The 18370-nt window shown below is 74.5% G+C and carries 19 protein-coding genes; 10 read left to right on the top strand and 9 right to left on the bottom strand.

Annotation, left to right across the window (positions count from 1 at the left end; translation table 11 throughout):
• Positions 1-52 precede the first annotated feature (52 nt).
• Positions 53-1162 (bottom strand): phosphoribosylformylglycinamidine cyclo-ligase, encoded by a 1110-nt coding sequence (gene purM / locus CMN_RS03450; RefSeq protein ID WP_015489465.1) that lies wholly within the window; start codon positions 1160-1162, stop codon positions 53-55.
• Positions 1163-1252: 90 nt separating this feature from the next.
• On the opposite strand from purM, the gene purF reads away from it, so the two are divergent.
• A complete protein-coding gene (gene purF, locus CMN_RS03445; RefSeq protein ID WP_015489464.1) occupies positions 1253-2713 on the top strand; it encodes an amidophosphoribosyltransferase in 1461 nt (486 codons plus the stop codon).
• Positions 2714-2749: 36 nt separating this feature from the next.
• On the opposite strand, the gene CMN_RS03440 is transcribed toward purF, so the two are convergent.
• Positions 2750-3058, bottom strand: coding sequence for a hypothetical protein (locus tag CMN_RS03440; RefSeq protein WP_015489463.1), 309 nt, complete (start codon positions 3056-3058; stop codon positions 2750-2752).
• A gap of 59 nt (positions 3059-3117) precedes the next feature.
• Complete coding sequence (locus tag CMN_RS03435) at positions 3118-3498, bottom strand: sterol carrier family protein (RefSeq protein ID WP_015489462.1); 381 nt, start codon at positions 3496-3498, stop codon at positions 3118-3120.
• 377 nt (positions 3499-3875) lie between these two features.
• Between CMN_RS03435 and purD the strand changes: the two genes are divergently transcribed.
• Together purD and CMN_RS03425 are read left to right on the top strand one after the other, a co-directional pair.
• Positions 3876-5126 (top strand): phosphoribosylamine--glycine ligase, encoded by a 1251-nt coding sequence (gene purD / locus CMN_RS03430; RefSeq protein WP_015489461.1) that lies wholly within the window; start codon positions 3876-3878, stop codon positions 5124-5126.
• Positions 5123-6043: a phosphoribosylaminoimidazolesuccinocarboxamide synthase gene (locus CMN_RS03425; protein ID WP_015489460.1), complete on the top strand. Its 921-nt coding sequence runs from the start codon at positions 5123-5125 to the stop codon at positions 6041-6043. The genes purD and CMN_RS03425 overlap by 4 nt, the downstream gene beginning before the upstream one ends.
• 32 nt (positions 6044-6075) lie before the next feature.
• Here the strand turns inward: CMN_RS03425 and CMN_RS03420 are convergent, their stop codons facing one another.
• Positions 6076-6294, bottom strand: coding sequence for a hypothetical protein (locus tag CMN_RS03420; RefSeq protein WP_015489459.1), 219 nt, complete (start codon positions 6292-6294; stop codon positions 6076-6078).
• 216 nt (positions 6295-6510) lie between these two features.
• Between CMN_RS03420 and CMN_RS03415 the strand changes: the two genes are divergently transcribed.
• The 3 genes from CMN_RS03415 (at position 6511) to CMN_RS15485 (ending at position 10200) form a co-directional block, all read left to right on the top strand.
• Positions 6511-9096, top strand: coding sequence for a PIG-L family deacetylase (locus CMN_RS03415; protein WP_227077735.1), 2586 nt, complete (start codon positions 6511-6513; stop codon positions 9094-9096).
• Positions 9093-9890, top strand: a complete 798-nt coding sequence (locus tag CMN_RS03410; RefSeq protein ID WP_015489457.1) for a glycosyltransferase family 2 protein — start codon at positions 9093-9095, stop codon at positions 9888-9890. The genes CMN_RS03415 and CMN_RS03410 overlap by 4 nt, the downstream gene beginning before the upstream one ends.
• Positions 9891-10014: 124 nt before the next feature.
• Entirely contained in the window at positions 10015-10200 is a 186-nt protein-coding gene (locus CMN_RS15485) for a hypothetical protein (protein ID WP_051057926.1), read from the top strand.
• Between the two features lie 564 nt (positions 10201-10764).
• Here CMN_RS15485 and CMN_RS03400 read toward each other — a convergent pair.
• Positions 10765-11202: a hypothetical protein gene (locus CMN_RS03400; RefSeq protein WP_172638672.1), complete on the bottom strand. Its 438-nt coding sequence runs from the start codon at positions 11200-11202 to the stop codon at positions 10765-10767.
• 86 nt (positions 11203-11288) lie between these two features.
• On the opposite strand from CMN_RS03400, the gene CMN_RS14935 reads away from it, so the two are divergent.
• Positions 11289-11444 carry a hypothetical protein gene (locus CMN_RS14935; protein ID WP_155119026.1) on the top strand — a complete coding sequence of 52 codons (156 nt, stop codon included), beginning with the start codon at positions 11289-11291 and terminating at the stop codon, positions 11442-11444.
• Positions 11441-12754, top strand: coding sequence for a hemolysin family protein (locus tag CMN_RS03395; protein WP_015489455.1), 1314 nt, complete (start codon positions 11441-11443; stop codon positions 12752-12754). Before CMN_RS14935 ends, CMN_RS03395 begins: the two co-directional genes overlap by 4 nt.
• A 26-nt stretch (positions 12755-12780) precedes the next feature.
• Here CMN_RS03395 and CMN_RS03390 read toward each other — a convergent pair whose 3' ends face one another.
• Genes CMN_RS03390 through CMN_RS03380 form a run of 3 tightly spaced genes read right to left on the bottom strand, consistent with a single transcriptional unit; the run spans position 12781 to position 15469 of the window.
• A complete protein-coding gene (locus CMN_RS03390) occupies positions 12781-13521 on the bottom strand; it encodes a PhzF family phenazine biosynthesis protein (protein ID WP_106389117.1) in 741 nt (246 codons plus the stop codon).
• A complete protein-coding gene (locus tag CMN_RS03385) occupies positions 13518-14315 on the bottom strand; it encodes a DUF1206 domain-containing protein (RefSeq protein WP_015489453.1) in 798 nt (265 codons plus the stop codon). The genes CMN_RS03390 and CMN_RS03385 overlap by 4 nt, the downstream gene beginning before the upstream one ends.
• Positions 14312-15469: an AI-2E family transporter gene (locus CMN_RS03380; RefSeq protein ID WP_015489452.1), complete on the bottom strand. Its 1158-nt coding sequence runs from the start codon at positions 15467-15469 to the stop codon at positions 14312-14314. The genes CMN_RS03385 and CMN_RS03380 overlap by 4 nt, the downstream gene beginning before the upstream one ends.
• Before the next feature lie 87 nt (positions 15470-15556).
• Here CMN_RS03380 and CMN_RS03375 point away from each other — a divergent pair, with 87 nt between their 5' ends.
• Positions 15557-16132 carry a GNAT family N-acetyltransferase gene (locus CMN_RS03375; RefSeq protein WP_015489451.1) on the top strand — a complete coding sequence of 192 codons (576 nt, stop codon included), beginning with the start codon at positions 15557-15559 and terminating at the stop codon, positions 16130-16132.
• Positions 16129-16650, top strand: coding sequence for a GNAT family N-acetyltransferase (locus CMN_RS03370; RefSeq protein WP_015489450.1), 522 nt, complete (start codon positions 16129-16131; stop codon positions 16648-16650). Before CMN_RS03375 ends, CMN_RS03370 begins: the two co-directional genes overlap by 4 nt.
• A gap of 118 nt (positions 16651-16768) precedes the next feature.
• Here the strand turns inward: CMN_RS03370 and CMN_RS03365 are convergent, their stop codons facing one another.
• Positions 16769-18298 carry a catalase gene (locus CMN_RS03365; RefSeq protein WP_015489449.1) on the bottom strand — a complete coding sequence of 510 codons (1530 nt, stop codon included), beginning with the start codon at positions 18296-18298 and terminating at the stop codon, positions 16769-16771.
• Positions 18299-18370: the final 72 nt, after the last annotated feature.

Below are 18370 nucleotides of genomic sequence, written 5' to 3'. Positions count from 1 at the left end.
GGCACGGGCGCGACGCCGTCCCCCGGGGCGGACGCACCCAGCGCGACGCGGATCAGTCGCGGTAGCGGCCGGTGAGGCGCACGGCCCCGCCGTCGACGCCCTTGGCGCCCTGCTCGAAGCCGGCGCCCGCCGGGGCGTCGCCGATCGTCACGCGGCCGGCCTCCCAGGTGGGGATGCCCGCGGCGGTGAGCGCGCGCGCGATGCCGTCGGCGGCCGCGGCGTCGACCACGGCGATCATGCCGATGCCGAGGTTCCAGGTGCCCTCCGCGCTCTCGAGCGTCGAGCCCGCGATGCCGGCGAGCGCACGGAAGACCGCGGGCGGCGACCACGTGGAGCGCTCGAGCTCGCTGAAGGACCCGCGCGGCAGCACGCGCGCGAGGTTCGCCGCGATGCCGCCGCCCGTGACGTGGCTGATGGAGTGGACGGCCGGGCCGAGCTCCGGCTGCGCGAGCACGTCGAGCAGCGGCGTCGTGTAGAGGCGCGTCGGCTCGAGCAGCACCTCGCCGACCACGCCGCCGAGCTCGGCCGAGGTGTCGCCGAAGCCGATGCCCGCGGTGGCGAGGATGTGGCGCACGAGCGAGAAGCCGTTGCTGTGCAGGCCGCTGGAGGCGAGCGCCAACACGACGTCGCCGTCGCGCACCCGCTCGGATCCGAGCACCGAGTCCGCCTCGACCGCACCCACCGCGGCACCGGCCACGTCGTAGTCGTCCGGCCCGAGGAGCCCCGGGTGCTCGGCCGTCTCGCCGCCGACGAGGGCGGTGCCGGTGTCGGAGCAGGCGCGCGCGATGCCGGCGACGATGTCGGCGATGCGCGCGGGCACGACCTTGCCGCAGGCGATGTAGTCGGTCATGAAGAGGGGACGCGCGCCGACCACGACGATGTCGTCGACGACCATGCCCACGAGGTCCTGGCCGATGGTGTCGTGCCTGTCGATGGTCTGCGCGATGGCGACCTTGGTGCCGACGCCGTCCGTCGACGTCGCGAGGAGCGGGTGGCGGAACCGGGTCAGGGCGCTCGCGTCGAACAGCCCCGCGAACCCGCCGAATCCGCCGACGACCTCGGGGCCGTGCGTGCGGGACACGGCCTCCTTCATCAGCTGGACCGCGAGATCGCCGGCCTCCGTGTCGACGCCGGCCTCTGCATACGAGCTCTTGGTGGTCACCTGAGACACAGTAGCGGCCGGGCGCGTCGCTCCCGTGTGGGAGACTGGCGGCTCCCCCACCTCTTCTACTCTTCAGGAGTCAGCCGAAGCATGTGCGGCATCGTCGGCGTCGTATCGTCCGAACCCGTCAACCAACTCGTCTACGACAGCCTCCTGCTCCTGCAGCACCGCGGTCAGGACTCCACCGGCATCGCCACCGCGGAGGGCAACACCTTCCACGTGAAGAAGCTCAGCGGTCAGGTCCGCGAAGCCTTCCGCACGCGCGACATGCGATCGCTGCTCGGCACCATGGGCCTCGGCCACGTGCGGTACGCCACCAAGGGCAGCGCCACGGACGAGGACGAGGCGCAGCCGTTCTACGTGAACGCGCCCTACGGCATCGTCCTCGTGCACAACGGCAACCTCACGAACACGCGGGAGCTGGCGCAGGAGCTCTTCCACGTGGATCGCCGCCACACGAACACGAGCTCCGACACCGAGCTGCTGGTGAACGTGCTGGCCCACGAGCTGCAGTCGCAGGTGTCCGGCATGGCGCTCGACCCCGACCAGGTGTTCACCGCCGTCGAGCGCCTCCACGAGCGCGTCGAGGGCTCGTACGCCTCGATCGCGATGATCGCCGGGCACGGCATGCTCGCGTTCCGCGACCCGTTCGGGATCCGCCCGCTCACCCTGGGCCGCCGCGAGCTCGAGGGCGGCCGGATGGAGTGGGTCGTGGCGAGCGAGTCGCTCGTCATGGAGTCGCTCGGCTACGAGATCGTGCGCGACGTCGCGCCCGGCGAGGCCGTGTTCATCACGATGGACGGCGAGATGCACGCGCGCCAGTGCCACCCGACGCCGCGGCTCATCCCGTGCGCGTTCGAGTTCGTCTACCTCGCGCGGCCCGACTCGGTCATGTCCGGCATCAGCGTGTACGACGCGCGCCTGCGCATGGGCAACCGGCTCGCCGCCACCATCGCGGAGCACAGCCCCGCGGGGGACATCGACGTCGTCATGCCCATCCCGGACTCCTCGCGCCCGTCGGCCATGCAGGTCGCGCAGACGCTCGGCATCGAGTACCGCGAGGGCTTCTACAAGAACCGCTACGTCGGCCGGACGTTCATCATGCCGGGGCAGGCGCAGCGCAAGAAGTCCGTGCGCCAGAAGCTCAACGCGATGAGCTCGGAGTTCCAGGGCAAGAACATCCTCATCGTCGACGACTCCATCGTGCGCGGCACGACGAGCCGCGAGATCGTCACCATGGCCCGGCAGGCCGGCGCCAACAAGGTGACGTTCACCTCGGCCGCTCCCCCGGTGCGCTACCCCCACGTGTACGGCATCAACATGCCGTCGCGGCAGGAGCTCATCGCGCACGGGCGGAAGATCCCCGAGATCGCGACCGAGCTCGGCGCCGACCACCTCATCTACCAGGAGGTCGCGGACATGCGCGACGCGATCCTCGAGGGATCCACCGGCGTGGAGGACCTCGAGATGAGCTGCTTCACGGGCGAGTACATCACCGGCAACGTGACGCCGGAGTACCTGTCCTGGCTGGAGCGCACGCAGCTCAGCTGATCGGCGCGACGCGGGGCCAGGAGGTCGGATGCGGGATCAGGCGCCCGGCTCGCCCGGCTCGCGCTCGGCCGTGAGGACGCGCGACCGGCGCGACGCCGCGCGGTCGAGCGCCAGCGCGAGGAGCGCGGCCAGCCCGCCGAAGATGACGACCGCGAACAGCGCGAGGAACGCCAGCACCTGGGCCTCGGAGAACTCCGGGTTCGGCGGGAACGTGAGCGTGAGGACCATCGCCACGATGATCCCGAGGACAGCTCCGACCCCTATGAAGCGGAAGTAGCGGGGGGACCGCCGCACGAGGACCTCGGTGCGGCGCTCGTCGTCGGGCTGGGGTCGGGCGTTGGTCATGGGTCCATCATCCCCCGCGCCGCCGACCCCGCACGAACCGCGGCGGCGCTGGCCGGCGCTCAGCGGTCGGCGGCGAGCTCCCACGGCACGGGCAGGAGTCCGCGCAGGTCGGCGCGGAGCCCGGACGCGCGCACGGCGCCCGCCTCGACGCCCGCGTCCCAGGTCGTGCCGCCCGTGGCGAGCGCGATCCACGTGGCGGGGTCGGTCTCGATGACGTTCGGGGGCGTGCCGCGCGTGTGGCCCGGGCCCTCGATGCACTGGACGGCCCCGAACGGCGGGACGCGCACCTCGACCGTGCCGCCGGGCGCGAGATCCGCCAACGCCTGCAGCAGGAAGCGGACCGCGGTGGCCCGCGTCTCCCGGTCGGCGTCGGCGCCCTTGGCGAGGGCCGCCCGCACGGCGGGCTGTCCGACGGTGGGGTGGATGCGCGCCTTGGCCATCGCCCCAGGATGCCAGAGCGGCGAGGTCGCGCAGCCCGTCCCGGGTCGCCGCACCCCTCCTACTGGGGCGTCGCGTCGGGTCCGCACTTTGGGGGACATCCATTACCGTGTATGGAAGTGCCCGGCGGTGACACGACCCGCTCGGCACGGCAGGACGTCCTCCCTCCCGTCGTCTCCCCGGGCGACGGGAGGGCAGGGACGATGCGCCCGCCGGCGGACCCGAAGAACGCCGGAGAGGGCAGGGAGCCGACCCGTGACGTGCCCGCGGCGGGTCGGTCTCCCATCCTCCTCTCCCCCTCCCGGGGCGGGGATCCGGCGCTCCCGGCGGCGCCCCCAGGGGCCCGGTCCGGTGGGGTCGGCGTCGATAGGGTGGGGGCGTGAAGATCCTGGTACTCGGTTCCGGTGCGCGCGAGCACGCCATCGTCACGGCCCTGCTCCGAGAGGACGCGGGCCACGAGATCGTCGCGGCACCCGGCAACGCCGGGATCGCGCGCGTCGTGCCCGTCGTGAAGATGGACATCGACGACCCCGCGGTGGTCGCGGAGCACGCGCTCGCGGAGGGCGTCGAGCTCGTCGTCGTGGGGCCAGAGGCGCCGCTCGTCGCCGGGGTCGCGGACGCGCTCCGCACGCGCGGCATCCCCGTCTTCGGGCCGGGCCGGGCGGCCGCCGCGCTCGAGGGATCCAAGACCTTCGCCAAGCGCATCATGGAGGAGGCGGGCGTGCCCACGGGCCGCGCCGCCCAGGCCGGCACGGTCGACGAGGTCGAGGCCGCGCTCGACGAGTACGGCGCCCCCTACGTCATCAAGGCCGACGGCCTCGCCGCCGGCAAGGGCGTGCTGGTCACGGCCGACCGCACGCTGGCCCTCGAGCACGCCCGCCACTACCTCGGCCAGGGCACCGTGCTCGTCGAGGAGTTCCTGGCCGGGCAGGAGGTGTCGCTGTTCCTCCTCTCCGACGGGCACGATGTGGTCCCCCTCTCGCCCGCGCAGGACTACAAGCGCCTGGGCGACGGCGACGCGGGGCCCAACACGGGCGGCATGGGCGCGTACTCGCCGCTGCCGTGGCTGCCGGACGGCTTCGTCGACGAGGTCATCGACACCATCGCGCTCCCCACGGTGCGGAAGCTCGCGGAAGAGCAGACGCCGTTCATCGGGCTGCTCTACTGCGGGCTCATCCTCACCGCGGACGGGATCCGGGTGATCGAGTTCAACGCGCGCTTCGGGGATCCGGAGACCCAGGTCGTGCTGCCCCGCCTCGTCACGCCGCTCTCGCAGCTGCTGCTCGCGGCCGCGTCGGGCGAGCTCGGCGGCGTCGCGCGGCCGGAGTTCTCCGATGACGTCGCGGTCACCGTGGTGGTCGCGAGCGAGGGCTACCCGGAGGCGCCGCTGACGGGACGCGTCATCGAGGGCGTCGAGGAGGCGGAGCGGGTCGAGGGCGTGAGCATCGCGCACGCCGCCACCGCCGAGTCGGACGCCGGGCTCGTCGTCACCGGCGGGCGCGTGCTCAGCGTCGTCGCGACGGGGTCCTCGTTCGTGGAGGCGCGGTCGCGGGTCTACGAGGCCGTCGGGCGGTTGTCGCTCGACGGGTCGCAGCACCGCACCGACATCGCGGCGCAGGTGATCCGATGAGCGCCGGGACGCCCGCCGGCCACGCCGTCGACTGGGACCTGCCGGGCTGGGAGCACGCCTACTCGGGCAAGGTCCGCGAGCTGTTCAGCCCCGCGGTCGACGACACCGACGACCGCGCGCTCGAGGGCGAGCCGCACGTGCTGGTCGTCGCGACCGACCGCGTGAGCGCCTACGACTTCGCGCTCGAGCCGGGGATCCCCGGCAAGGGCGAGCTCCTCACGCAGCTCAGCCTCTGGTGGTTCGACCGGCTCGACGTGCCGAACCACCTCGTCGACGGCGACACCCTCGACCGCATCGGCATCCCGGACGAGGTGCGCGGGCGCGCGATGCTCTGCCGGGTTCTCGAGATGCTGCCCATCGAGTGCGTCGTGCGCGGCTACCTCGCCGGATCCGGCTGGGAGGAGTACCGCGAGCACGGCACGGTGTGCGGCATCCCGCTGCCCGCCGGCCTCGCGCAGGGCGACCGCCTGCCGGAGCCGATCTACACGCCCGCGTGGAAGGCGCCGCAGGGCGAGCACGACGAGAACATCACGTTCGCGCGCACCGAGGAGCTCGTGGGGCACGAGGAGGCGGCGCGCCTGCGCGACCTCTCGCTCGACGTCTACCGCCGCGCGTCGGCCATCGCCGAGGAGCGCGGCGTGATCCTCGCGGACACCAAGTTCGAGTTCGGCATCGACCCGCGCACGGGCATCACCACGCTGGCGGACGAGGTGCTCACGAGCGACTCGTCGCGCTACTGGGACGCCGAGGCGTACGCGACGGGCAACCGCACCGACAGCTTCGACAAGCAGATCGTGCGGGACTGGCTCGCGGCGAACTGGGATCGCACCGGCACGCCGCCCGTGCTGCCGCAGGAGATCGTGGAGCGGACGGCGGAGCGGTACCGGGAGCTCATCGCGCGGCTCACCGGGCGCTAGGCGCCGCCGGTCGGCGGACGCCCGGCGCGGATCTACAGGTGGTCGTAGCCGCGGACGACGCGGTCGATGGCGACCTCCGCCACCTCGCGGGCGTCCGCGTCGGGGAGCTCGTCGAGGGCTCCCTCGATGTCCTGGCCGCCCATGCGCAGGACGGCGAGGCGCTCGAACTCCTCGACCGCCTCGGGCGTGGGCTGGTCGGCCGGCCCCTCGGTCGTGGCCTCGGCGGCGTGCGGGTCGGTGTGCTGGTCCATGGTGGGTCCCCTCTGTCGTGCGTGGTCGGTGCGGATCGCGCCCCAGCCCCGCCGTCAGGGTCCCACACCCACGTGACCGGGGGATCCGAGGCCGCCAGGATCTCACACGGGGGCGGTGCCGCGCCGCCGGCGGGCAGCCGACCTCGGACGCTTGTAGGTTCGAAGGACGATCGGGCCCCGCCCGGACGACCCCTCGACGATTTGGCGCCCCTCCCCGTGACATCCGGTCCTCTGCCCGCATCCACCCCCGACGCGACCGCCCCGGCGCGCGTCCGCCTCGCCTCCGGCGCGGTGCCGCCGGGCGACGCCGCCGCCGGGCCAGCCGTCTCCCTCGTGCGCGAGTCGCTCGCGGCGACGCCACCGGGGGCGGGATGGACGACCGAGCGGGCGCTGGCGCTCGCCGTCGCGCTCGGCGACGGCGGTGCCCGGCCGGGCGCCGGCGGCACGGCGGACCTCTGGGAGGCGCTCGCGACGCTCGCCGCCGCCGACCTGGGCCTCGCCCGCACGGTCGAGCCGCACCTCGACGCGCTCGCGATCCTCGACCAGGAGCGCGACGCCGCGGGCGGCCGCGCCATCGCGGGCACCGGCGCCGCGCGCGAGGGCGACGCCGAGCCGCGCACGTGGGGCGTGTTCGCGGCCGAGGGCGGCAGGGATCCGCTGACGGCCCTGACGGACGCCGACGGGCCAGACGCGGTGCGGCTGTCGGGGACCAAGCCGTGGTGCTCGCTCGCCGGGTCGCTGACGCACGCGCTCATCACCGCCGCCGTCGACGACGGATCGCGCGGCCTCTTCGCCGTCGACCTCCGCCAGCCCGGCGTCGAGGTCGTGCCCGGCGCCTGGGTCGCCCGCGGGCTCGTGGAGGTCCCGAGCGGGCCGCTGCGCATGCAGGATGTGCCGGCGCGGCGCGTGGGCGCGCCCGGCTGGTATCTCGAGCGGCCCGGGTTCCACTGGGGCGGGATCCAGGTCGCGGCCTGCTGGTACGGCGGCGCGGTCGGGTTGGCGCGCACGCTGCTGCGGGCGGCGTCCCGTGAGGGCGCCGACCGCCTGCTGCTCATGCACCTGGGCGCGGTCGACGCGGCGCTCGACGGCGCGCGCGCATCGCTCGCCGAGGCCGCCGGCCTGGTCGACCGCGGGCTCGCCTCGGGCGAGGAGGGGCGCCTGCTCGCGAAGCGGGTACGCGCCGTCGTCGCGCGGGCCGTGGACGAGACGCTGACGCACGTCGCGCACGCCCTCGGGCCGGCCCCGCTCGCGCAGGACGCGGATCACGCCAAGCGCGTGGCCGACCTCGGGCTGTACGTACGGCAGCACCACGCCGAGCGCGACGACGCCTCGCTGGGTGGCGCGCTCGCGGAGGCGGCCGGGCGGCGGTCGGTTGAGGCCACCGCAACCGAAGCGACCGCGACCGATACCGCCACGACCGCCGCGACGGGCGTCGCCTTCGATGCGCGCGAGCCCGGCACCGACGCGGACGTCTGGGACGCGGATCCGCGCTGGGGCGCGCTCGACGCCCCCGACCTCGCGGGGATGGCCGCGCTCCTCGTGGTCTCCGCGCACGCCGACGACGAGTCGATCGGCGCCGCGGGGCTGATGGCCTCGGCGGCCGCGCGCGGCGTGCCGGTGACCCTCGTGATCGTGACGGACGGCGCCGCCTCGCACCCCGGATCCCCCACCCGCACGCCCGATGAGCTCGTCGCCCTCCGCCGCCAGGAGGCCCGCGCGGCCCTCGACGCGGTCGCGCCCGACGCCCGCCTCGTGCTCCTCGGCCACCCCGACGGAGGCATCCGCGAACGCCGCGACGCCGTGCGCGACGACCTCGCTGCGCTCCTCGCCGACGCCGCGCCGGGCACGTGGGTCGCCGCTCCCTGGCGCGGCGACGGGCACCGGGACCACCGCGTCACGGGCGAGGTGGTCGCCGAGCTGGTGGGCGCGCTGCCCGCCGGGCGCGGGATCCGGCTGGTCGAGTACCCGGTGTGGATGTGGCACTGGGCGACACCCGACGACCCGCGCGTGCCGTGGGCCGCCATGCGCGCGCTGCCGCTCGACGCGCGGGTGCGGGACGCCAAGCGCGCGGCGATCCGCGCGCACGCCAGCCAGGTGGATCCGCTCTCCGACGCGCCCGAGGACGCGGCCGTGCTGCAGCCCGGCTTCCTCCGGCACGCCGACCGCGACCGGGAGGTGCTGATCGTGGCCGACGCGCCCGCGACCCCCTCCGCCGCCGAGCGCTTCGACGCCGCGTACGCCCGCGCCGAGGATCCCTGGCGCGTCACGACCCGCTGGTACGAGCGCCGCAAGCGCCTCGCCACCCTCGCGGCGCTGCCCGACGAGCGGTACGGGCGGGCGCTGGAGATCGGCTGCTCGATCGGCGTCACGACGGCCGGCCTCGCCGAGCGCGTGGACGAGCTGCTCGCGGTGGACGTCGCGCCGACCGCGGTCGAGCGGGCGCGCGTCCGCCTCGCCGACGCGCCGCACGTGCGCCTCGAGGTGCGCGACGTGGGCGACGACTGGCCGGCCGGCACCTTCGACCTCGTCGTGATGAGCGAGATCGGCTACTACCTCGACGACGCCGCCTTCGACCGCGTGCTCGCCGCGCTGCCCGGTTCCCTCGGCGCCACGGGCACCCTGGTCGCCTGCCACTGGCGGCACCCGGAGGGCGACTTCCGGCGTGCGGGCGACGAGGTGCACGCGCGGCTCGCCGCCGTCCCCGGCCTGCACACGCTGATGCGGCACGAGGAGGACGACTTCCTGCTCGAGGTCCTGTCGGCGGATCCGCGCTCGGTCGCGACCCGCACGGGGCTGCGGTGACGGGCGGGTCGGCCGCGGCGGTCGGGGCGGAGCCGGCCCCGCGGATCCGCGCGGTCACGGTCGTCATCCCCGCGCGCGACGAGGAGGAGCTGGTGGGCCGCTGCCTCGCATCGGTCGAGGTCGCCGCGTCCCGGGCGCGCGCGGCGGGGGTGCGCGTGCGCGTGATCCTCGTCGCCGACGACTGCCGGGACCGCACCGCGGAGGTCGCGCGCGCCGCCGGCGTCGAGGTCATCGAGAGCGCGGCCGGACGCGTGGGCGCCGCCCGCGCGCAGGGGGTCGACGCGGCCCGCGCGGGCTGGGACGGCGACGAGGCCGAGCACTGGATCGCGTGCACCGACGCCGACTCCGCGGTGCCGCCCGCGTGGATCACCAGCCAGCTCGAGCTCGCGGACGCCGGCACCGACGTGGTCGTCGGCACGGTCCGCCCCGAGCTGGAGGACCTCAGCCCGGATCAGATCGCGGCCTGGCGGGCCACCCGCGTGCCCGGCCACGCCAACGGGCACGTGCACGGCGCGAACCTCGGCGTGCGCGCCGACGCCTACGTCGCGGCCGGCGGGTTCCCGGCCGTCGCCGAGCACGAGGACGTCGACCTCGTGAGCCGGCTCCGCGACCTCGACGCGCGGATCACGGCGTCGGCCGCCGGCGAGGTGCTCACCTCGAGCCGCCGCGAGGGGCGCACGCCCGGCGGCTACGCGGGGTACCTGCACGTGTCGCTGCTGGAGCGGGCGCGCGCACGGGAGCGCCAGCGCCGGCGCGATGCGGGCTGCGACAGCCCGTGCGTGCCCGCGGGCTGAGCCGCGTTCCGGGACGCCACGCCCTCATGGCCGGCTCATCGGATCGCCATGGCCGGTCCATCGGACCGCCCGGCACGGTGGTGCCGTCCCGACCGCCCGGACGCCCGACCAGGAGATACGACCCGTGACCCGCATCCCCGAACCCGACCGCACGCCCGACGGCCCCGCCTCCGAGGGCCGGCTGCTCGCCCGCGCCGACGAGGAGGCGGTCGACCAGGGCGCCGGCTTCGACCTCCGCACGCTGCTCAGCCGCCGGGCCGTGCTCGCCTACCTCGGGGCGGGCATCGGATCCGTCGCCCTCGCGGCCTGACCGGCCGGGGCCGCGGGATCCGGCGGCACGGAGAGCGCCGCCGCCCGGACGGGCGAGATCCCGGATGAGACCGCGGGGCCGTACCCGGGCGACGGGTCCAACGGGCCGGACGTCCTGGAGCGCTCCGGCATCGTCCGCAGCGACATCCGCTCGAGCCTCGACGGCGGCACCACCGCGGCGGGCGTGCCCATGGCGCTCACGCTCACGATCCTCGACACGGCGACCGGCGACGTGCCGTTCGCGGGCGACGACGGCACGGTGTCCTTCACGTCCGTGTTCCCCGCCTGCTACACGGGCCGCTGGCCGCACATCCACTTCGAGGTCTACCCGAGCATGGGCGACATCACCGACGCGACGAGGACCATCGCGACCTCGCAGGTCGCCCTGCCCGAGGACGCGTGCAGGACCGTCCACGCGCTCGACGAGTACGCCGGATCGAGCGCGAACCTCGCGCAGGTCTCGCTCGACTCCGACAACGTCTTCGGCGACGACGCCGACGGCGGGATCCGCGCCCTCCGGCGGCGGCGCCGGCGACCCGGGCGGCACCCCGCCTGGCGGCGACCGCTAGGGCTGCGCGTCAGGTCGGACCTCGGGGGTCCGGACACGCGCCGCCTGCAGCGCCGCCCAGCGCCGGTGCGCGAGCACGTGCAGGACGAGGGAGGCCGTCCCGGCGACCGCGAGCGCGGCCGCGAGGACCCAGAGGCCGGTGTCGCCGCCGATCCCCGCCACCACGGCGCTGACGACCGCCAGCGCCGCGAGGCCGACGCCCACGGCGAGGAGCCCGTTCGTCGGCGCCTCGAGAGGGTGGGGCGCGGAGCCCTTGGCCGGGACGCGCTCCCACGTCACGATGAAGAACGTCGCGATCGGCCCGAGCACGATCGAGACGAGGAACCAGTTCCACCGGGATCGGCCCTTCTGCTCCGCGAGCCCCGCGTTCACGAGGGCGAGCGTGAGCCACCCGGAGCTGCCGATCCACGACCCGTCGAACGCCATCTGATCCATGCCCCGACCGTAGGGCACGGCCCCCGCCTTGCCGAAGCCTTGCCGCCGCCGGGCTATTTCCCCACCTGCTCCACTACCCTCGGTCCATGCACAGAACCGCGCGGGAGCCCGCTCCCGACAGCCACAGTCCCGGCGCCCGGATGACCCCGGGCACGCCCCGCACCCTCCGCGCCATCACGCCCCTCACCGGGATCGGCGCCACCCGCTCGACCGGCACCCGCCCGACCGGCCCCCGCTCGTGAACGGCGACCTCGTCCTCAACATCGTCCTGGTCGTGGTGTTCGTCCTCGTCGGCGGCGTGTTCGCCGCCACCGAGATGGCGCTCGTCACCCTCCGCGAGGGCCAGCTGAACGCCCTCGCCGCCCGCGGACGCCGCGGCGAGAAGGTCGCCGCGCTCGCCCGGAACCCCAACACCTTCCTCGCGGCGGTGCAGATCGGCGTGACCGTCGCCGGCTTCGCGTCCGCGGCGTACGGCGCCTCGTCGATCGCGCCGTCCGTGGTTCCGGTGCTCGAATCGTGGGGCCTGGAGTCCGGACTCGCGTCCACGATCGCGACGCTCCTGCTCACGCTGGTGATCGCCTACCTGTCGCTCGTGCTCGGCGAGCTGGCGCCCAAGCGCCTCGCCATCCAGCGCAACGCCGGCTTCGCGTACGGCGTCGCGCCCGTGCTCAACGGCTTCGCGATCCTCATGCGCCCGGTGATCTGGCTGCTGTCCGTCTCCACGAACGTGGTCGTGCGCCTCCTCGGCGGCGACCCGCACAAGACCGGCGAGGAGATGAGCGAGGAGGAGCTCCGCGACATCGTCTCCAGCCACGAGGGCCTCCCCGACGACGAGCGCCGGATCCTCGACGACGTGCTCTCGCTCCGCCACCGCCAGCTCAGCGAGGTGATGAAGCCGCGGCCCGAGATCGCCGCGCTCGACGGCACCGGCACGGTCCGCGAGGCGGGGATCGACGTGCAGGACCGGCCGTACTCGCGCTACCCGGTGGTCGACAAGACCATCGACGACGTCATCGGCTTCGTGCACGTGCGCGACCTGTACCAGGCGATCGCGGCGGATCCGGAGCGTCCCGTCTCCGAGATCCTCCGCCCGATCCCGTACCTCCCGGCGACCGCGCGCGTGCTGCCGACTCTCACGATGATGCGCGCCGAGGGCCACCAGATCGCCGTGATCGTGGACGAGTACGGCGGCACGGACGGCATCGTCACGCTCGAGGACCTCGTGGAGGAGGTCGTCGGCGAGATCTTCGACGAGTACGACACCGACTCGGCCGCACGCGACCTCGCGGAGGACGGCGGCACGATCGACGGCCGGCTCAACTTCCAGGACTTCGAGGAGGCGACGGGTGTGAAGCTGCCCGACTCCGCGTCGGACACGGTCGCGGGCTTCGTCATCGAGAACCTCGGCCGGCTCGCGCAGGTCGGCGACACGGTCGAGGTCGACGGCGTGACCCTCCAGGTGACGGCGCTCGACCGGCGGCGGATCTCCGAGATCCTCGTCATCCCGCGCGAGGAGCCGGCGACGGAGGACGCGGACGCCGCGACCGCCTAGCGGGACGGCGGCGGGCGCGTCCCGGCTCAGGGCAGCGGGATCACGCGGTCCGCGACCGTGCAGCCGCCGACCTCGGCCCGGCCGTCGTCGAGCAGCCGCGTGACCAGCTCGCTGCCCTGGCCCTGCGTGATGCGGAGGCCGCGGCCGAGGTGCGCGGTGACCCGCAGGGCGGCGGCTCCGGTCGCCTCGTCCTCGGCGATGCCGAGGGCGGGAGCGGCCATGCGCGAGCGGATCCAGCCGGCCGACTCGTCGATCCACGCCCACGCGTAGAGGTGGTCCGCGCCCGCCTCGGATACCGCCGCGGCGAGGTCGAGCGCGGCCAGCTCGGCGGCGGAGGGCAGCTCGCGCCAGGCGAAGACGGGCGCCCAGGCCGGGTCCGCGGTCACGCGCTCGACGCCCGCGTCGTGGGTCACGGCCACGATCCCGGCCGGCACGCGCAGGTGGTCGACCGGCACGCCGCGCGACGCCAGCCACCACGCGGTGCCGACGGTGGGGTGCCCGGCGAAGGGCAGCTCGCGCGCGGGCGTGAGGATGCGGATCGACGCGCCCCGCGGCTCCGCGCCCGGCGCGTCCACCGCATCGACGAAGACGGTCTCGCTGAAGCCGAGCGCCTGCGCGATCGCGAGCTCCCGGCCGACGGTGCGGGGCGAGGCGAGCACGATCCCCAGCTCGTTGCCGTGACGCCCGTCCGCATCGACGAAGACCCGCACGACGTGCACCTCATCCGGCCGCACGCCGTCGAGCGCGACGGCCGGACGGCTCGTCACAGCTTCGCGTAGCGCGCGCGGGCGCCGCAGTACAGGCCGTAGGCGATGAGGCCGAGCCCGGTGATCGCGAGCACGGCGACGCCCGCGGGCAGCCCCGCGAGCGACTGGAGCGCGCCGTCGAGACCGGTCGCGCGGCTCGGGTCGGCCGTGACCGCGCCGACGACGAACAGCACGCCGACCGCGACGAGCGCGACGCCCTTGGCGACGTAGCCCGCGACGCCGAGCGCCGTGATCCCGCGCCCGAGCGACCCCGACGGCACGGCCAGGTCCTCGCGGAAGCGCTTCGTCGCGCCCCTGAACCCGAAGTAGACGCCCACCGCGACGACGGCGAGCCCGAGGGCCACGAGCAGCACGACGCCGCCGGGCGCCGCGAGGAGCCTGGCGCTGAGCGACTGGGTCTGCTCGGAGGAGTCGCTGGATCCGCCCGTCGCGAAGCGCAGCGCGGTGGCCGCGATCGCGAAGTACGCCACGGCCTTGCCGAGCTCCTTCGCGCGCGCCGCCCAGGTGCGCTTCGCGTTCTCGCCGCGCGTGAGCACGGTCTCGACGAGCTGCCAGAGGCCGAGCCCGAGGAGGCCGACCACGACGACCCACAGCAGCACGCGGCCCCCGGGCGATCCCGCGATGGAGCCGAGCGCGCCCGACTGGTCGGCCGAGCCGCCGCCGCCCGTCGCGAGGCGGAACGCGACCACGCCGATGAGGAGGTGCAGCAGGCCGTTGACCGCGTGCCCGAGGCGCGCGGCGACCGCGAAGCCGGGCGAGCGCTGCAGGCCCGCCGCGGCGCCGGACGCGCTCATCGCTCGGCGCGGGTGGCGGTGGCGGTGCGGCCCGTGAGGATCGCGGTGAGCCCGCGCGCCGCCTTCGTCACGGGTTCGAGGGGCGCGGGTGCCGGCGGCTCCGGCTCCTCCTCGTCCGGCTCCATGATGATCTTCCAGGCGGTCCAGGCGACGGCGGTGAGCGGCACCGAGAGGATCGCGCCGATGATGCCGCCGAGGATCGTGCCGGCGGTCAGGGCCAGCAGGACGACGAGGCCGTGCAGCTTGAGCGCGTTGCCGAGCACGACCGGCTGCAGCAGGTTGCCCTCGAGCTGGTTCACGGCGATCACGATGCCGATGACGATGATCGCCGTCAGCAGGTCGTTGGTCACGAGCGCGACGAGCGCCGCGAGGATGCCCGCGACGGTCGCGCCGACGATCGGCACGAACGCGCCGATGAACACCACGAGCGACAGCGGCAGCGCGAGCGGCACGCCGAGGATGAAGAGGCCGGCGCCGATGAAGACGGTGTCGACGAGCGCGACGGTCGCCGTGCCGCGGATGTACCCGCCGAGCACCTTCGAACCCTCGTGGCCCACGCGCACGGCGCGCTTGCGGCCTCGACCGCGGAACGGGCGGATGAGGAAGGCCCAGATCCGCGGCCCGTCCTTGACGAAGTAGAAGAAGACGACGAGCCCGAGGATCGCCCCCGTGACGACCTCGGCGGCGACGGAGACGCCCGCGATGGCGCCGGATCCGAACTGGCTGCTGGTGAGGAAGTCGACGGCCGACTGGCGGATCGAGTCGATCTGCGCGGAGTCGATGGGCAGTCCGCCCTCCTGGATGAACGTCTGCAGCTGGTCGACGCCCTCGCTGGTGGCCTTCACGAGCGTCGGCCACTGGCTCTGCACGCCGAAGACGACGGCCGTGATCGCGCCGCCGAAGAGCACGAGGCCGGTGAGCAGCGCGATGGCGGCAGCGAGCGCGTCCGGCACGCCGCGGCGCTCCATCCAGAGCACCATCGGGCGCACGGCGCAGGCGAGGATCAGCGCGATGATCACCGGGATCACGACGAGCTTGAGCGAGATGGCGGCGTACACGATCGCGATGGCGACCACGAGGACCGCCAGGATCTGCACGCAGCGGATGGAGAGGCGGCCGAGCTTGTCCTGCCAGACGGACTGCGGGGTGGTCATGCGCTCCACCCTACGGGCGGGCGGGCCGCGCGACCGGGCCGCGGTCCGGGCCCGGACACCCGCGTGACCGGCCGCTAGCCTCGACCCATGGGACCCCGCCTCTCCGTCGTCCGCGAGGGCGCGCTCGACGTCGCCGACCACGAGCGGATCGCGGCGCTCCTGGCCCTCGCCTTCCCCGACTTCGCCGCGGGCTACGTGGGCGCGCGCAGCTGGGCGGGCGCGCAGCCCGAGCTGCGGGTCCTCGTGCACGACGGCGACGAGATCGTCGCGCACGCGGGTCTCCGGCGCGTGTTCGCGGAGCTCGGCGACGGCCAGGGCGACCCGGCGGACGACCTGCTCATGGGATCCACCGGCATGGTCGCCGTGCACCCGGAGCGGCAGGGGCAGGGCATCGGCACGCTGCTCGCCGACGGGATCCGCGGCGCGCTCGCCCGCCTCGCCGTCCCGTTCGGCCTCCTCGAGACGGGCGCGGAGACCACCGGGTACTACGAGCGCCACGGCTGGATCCCGCTCCCCGACCGCACCGGCCACTACAACGGCTTCACCCTGCTCGGCGCCGCCGAGGTCGTGCACCAGGACCACGGCTGGATGATCCTGCCCGTCACCTCCCCCGCCGACGCCTTCCCCGCGGGCGCTCTGCACGTGAACGGGCAGCTGGTGTGAGCGCGCCCACCGCCGTGATCCGCCGGGTGCGGCCGGAGGACTGGCGCGAGTACCGCACGCTCCGCCTCGAGATGCTCGAGGACACCCCGCTCGCCTACCTCGAGACCCTCGAGAGCGCGCTGACCCGGCCCGACGCCGACTGGCAGGCCCGCACCCTGCGCTCCGCGCGCCCCGGCAACACGGCCTACGCCGCGGTGGATCCCACGACCGGACGCTGGCTCGGCGCGATGAACGCGTACGTCGCCACCGACCCCGCCGTCGTGATGCTCGTGAGCGTCTACATCACGCCGGACGCCCGGGGCCGCGCCGCGGGCGTCACCGACATGCTCCTCGACGCCGTGATCGCCTGGGCCCGCGAGCGCCCGAACGCGCGGGCCCTCCGCCTCGAGGTGCACGAGGACAACCCGCGCGCCCGCGCCTACTACGAGCGCCGCGGCTTCGTCCTCACGGGCCGCAGCGTGCCCTACGCGCTCGACCGCACGCAGAAGGACCTGGAGATGGAGCTGCCCCTCGCCTGAGCGGGGCGCCGACGGGACGGCGGACATGTGCGCATGTCCGGCCCGCACACGACGACGCCCGCCCCCTCACCGAGGGGACGGGCGTCGTGTCGTTCGATCAGCGGATCACCGCCGCGGCTCAGTGGGCCGCGACGCCGACCTCCTCGGCGTCGCGCGTCGGGCCGGGGGTGGCCTCGGCGACCGGCGCGTCGCCGGCGAGCGGCGGCAGGCCCGCGGCGACGGCGGCACCGAGCCAGCCGTCCACGTTCGTCCAGTACTGGATGACGCGGGCGCGGAGCTCGGGCCTCGTGACCTTGCTCACGTGGCCGACGATGTTGCCGACGAGGCGCTCGCGCTGGGCGTCGTCCATCGACTCGTTGACGAGCATGCGGGCCTGGACGAAGTCGTCGTCCTCGGCGTGCAGCGTGGCGGCCGCGCGGACGAGCTCGCCGTCCTGCTCCCAGCCGGCGCTCTCCGCGGCACGAGCCGGGTCGGCGTGCGCGCCGCCGTGCGAGTTGGGCGCGTAGACGGGCGTGCCGGCGTCCTGGAACGTGTAGCGCCCCTGGCCGTCCTTCGAGTAGCTGTGCACGGGCGACTTCGGCGCGTTCACCGGCAGCTGCGCGTGGTTGGTGCCCACGCGGTAGCGGTGCGCGTCGGCGTAGCTGAAGATGCGGGCGAGGAGCATCTTGTCGGGGCTGGTCTGGATCCCGGGCACGAAGTTCGAGGGCGCGAACGCGGCCTGCTCGATCTGCGCGAAGTAGTTCTCCGGGTTGCGGTTCAGGGTCATGGTGCCGACCTCGATGCGCGGGTAGTCCTTCTGCGACCAGACCTTGGTGAGGTCGAACGGGTTGAACCGGTACGACTTCGCCTCCTCGTAGGGCATGATCTGCACCTCGAGCTTCCACTCCGGGTAGTCGCCGCGGTCGATCGCCTCGGTGAGGTCGCGGATGTGGAAGTCGGCGTCCTCTCCGGCGATCTGGTCGGCCTGCTCCTGCTTGAGGATCTCGATGCCCTGCTGGGTCTTGAAGTGGTACTTCACCCAGAAGCGCTCGCCGGCCGCGTTGATCCACTGGTAGGTGTGCGAGCCGAAGCCGTCCATGTGGCGCCACGAGGAGGGCAGGCCGCGGTCGCCCATGAGCCAGGTGACCTGGTGGGCGGACTCGGGCGAGAGCGTCCAGAAGTCCCACTGCATGTCGTGGTCGCGGAGGTGCGAGCCCGGCAGGCGCTTCTGCGAGCGGATGAAGTCGGGGAACTTGATCCCGTCGCGGATGAAGAAGACGGGCGTGTTGTTGCCGACGAGGTCGTAGTTGCCCTCGTCCGTGTAGAACTTCAGCGCGAAGCCGCGGGGGTCGCGCCACGTGTCGGGGCTGCCCTGCTCGCCGGCGACGGTGGAGAAGCGCGCGAGCATCTCGACCTCGGCGCCGGGCTGGAAGAGGGAGGCGCGCGTGTAGGCGCTCACGTCGCCCGTGACGCGGAAGGTGCCGAACGCCCCGCCGCCCTTGGCGTGGACGACGCGCTCCGGGATGCGCTCGCGGTTGAACTGCGCGAGCTTCTCGACGAGGTAGTGGTCGTGCAGCGGGATGGCGCCGTCGGGCCCGACGGAGAGCGAGTGCTCGTCGCTGGCGACCGGGGCGCCGGAGTCGGTGGTCGTGTACTTCTGGTCGGTCATGGTGTTTCTCCTGTCAGCGGTGGTACGGGGAGGTGCTGGCTCGGGTGGTCGGCCGAGGGGCGGGCCGGTGGC

The sequence above is a fragment of the Clavibacter nebraskensis NCPPB 2581 genome (genome assembly GCF_000355695.1).
In the GTDB taxonomy this organism is placed as follows: domain Bacteria; phylum Actinomycetota; class Actinomycetes; order Actinomycetales; family Microbacteriaceae; genus Clavibacter; species Clavibacter nebraskensis.
The sequence above is the reverse complement of the archived record's forward strand: the minus strand, read 5'-3'. Positions and strand labels throughout refer to the sequence as shown.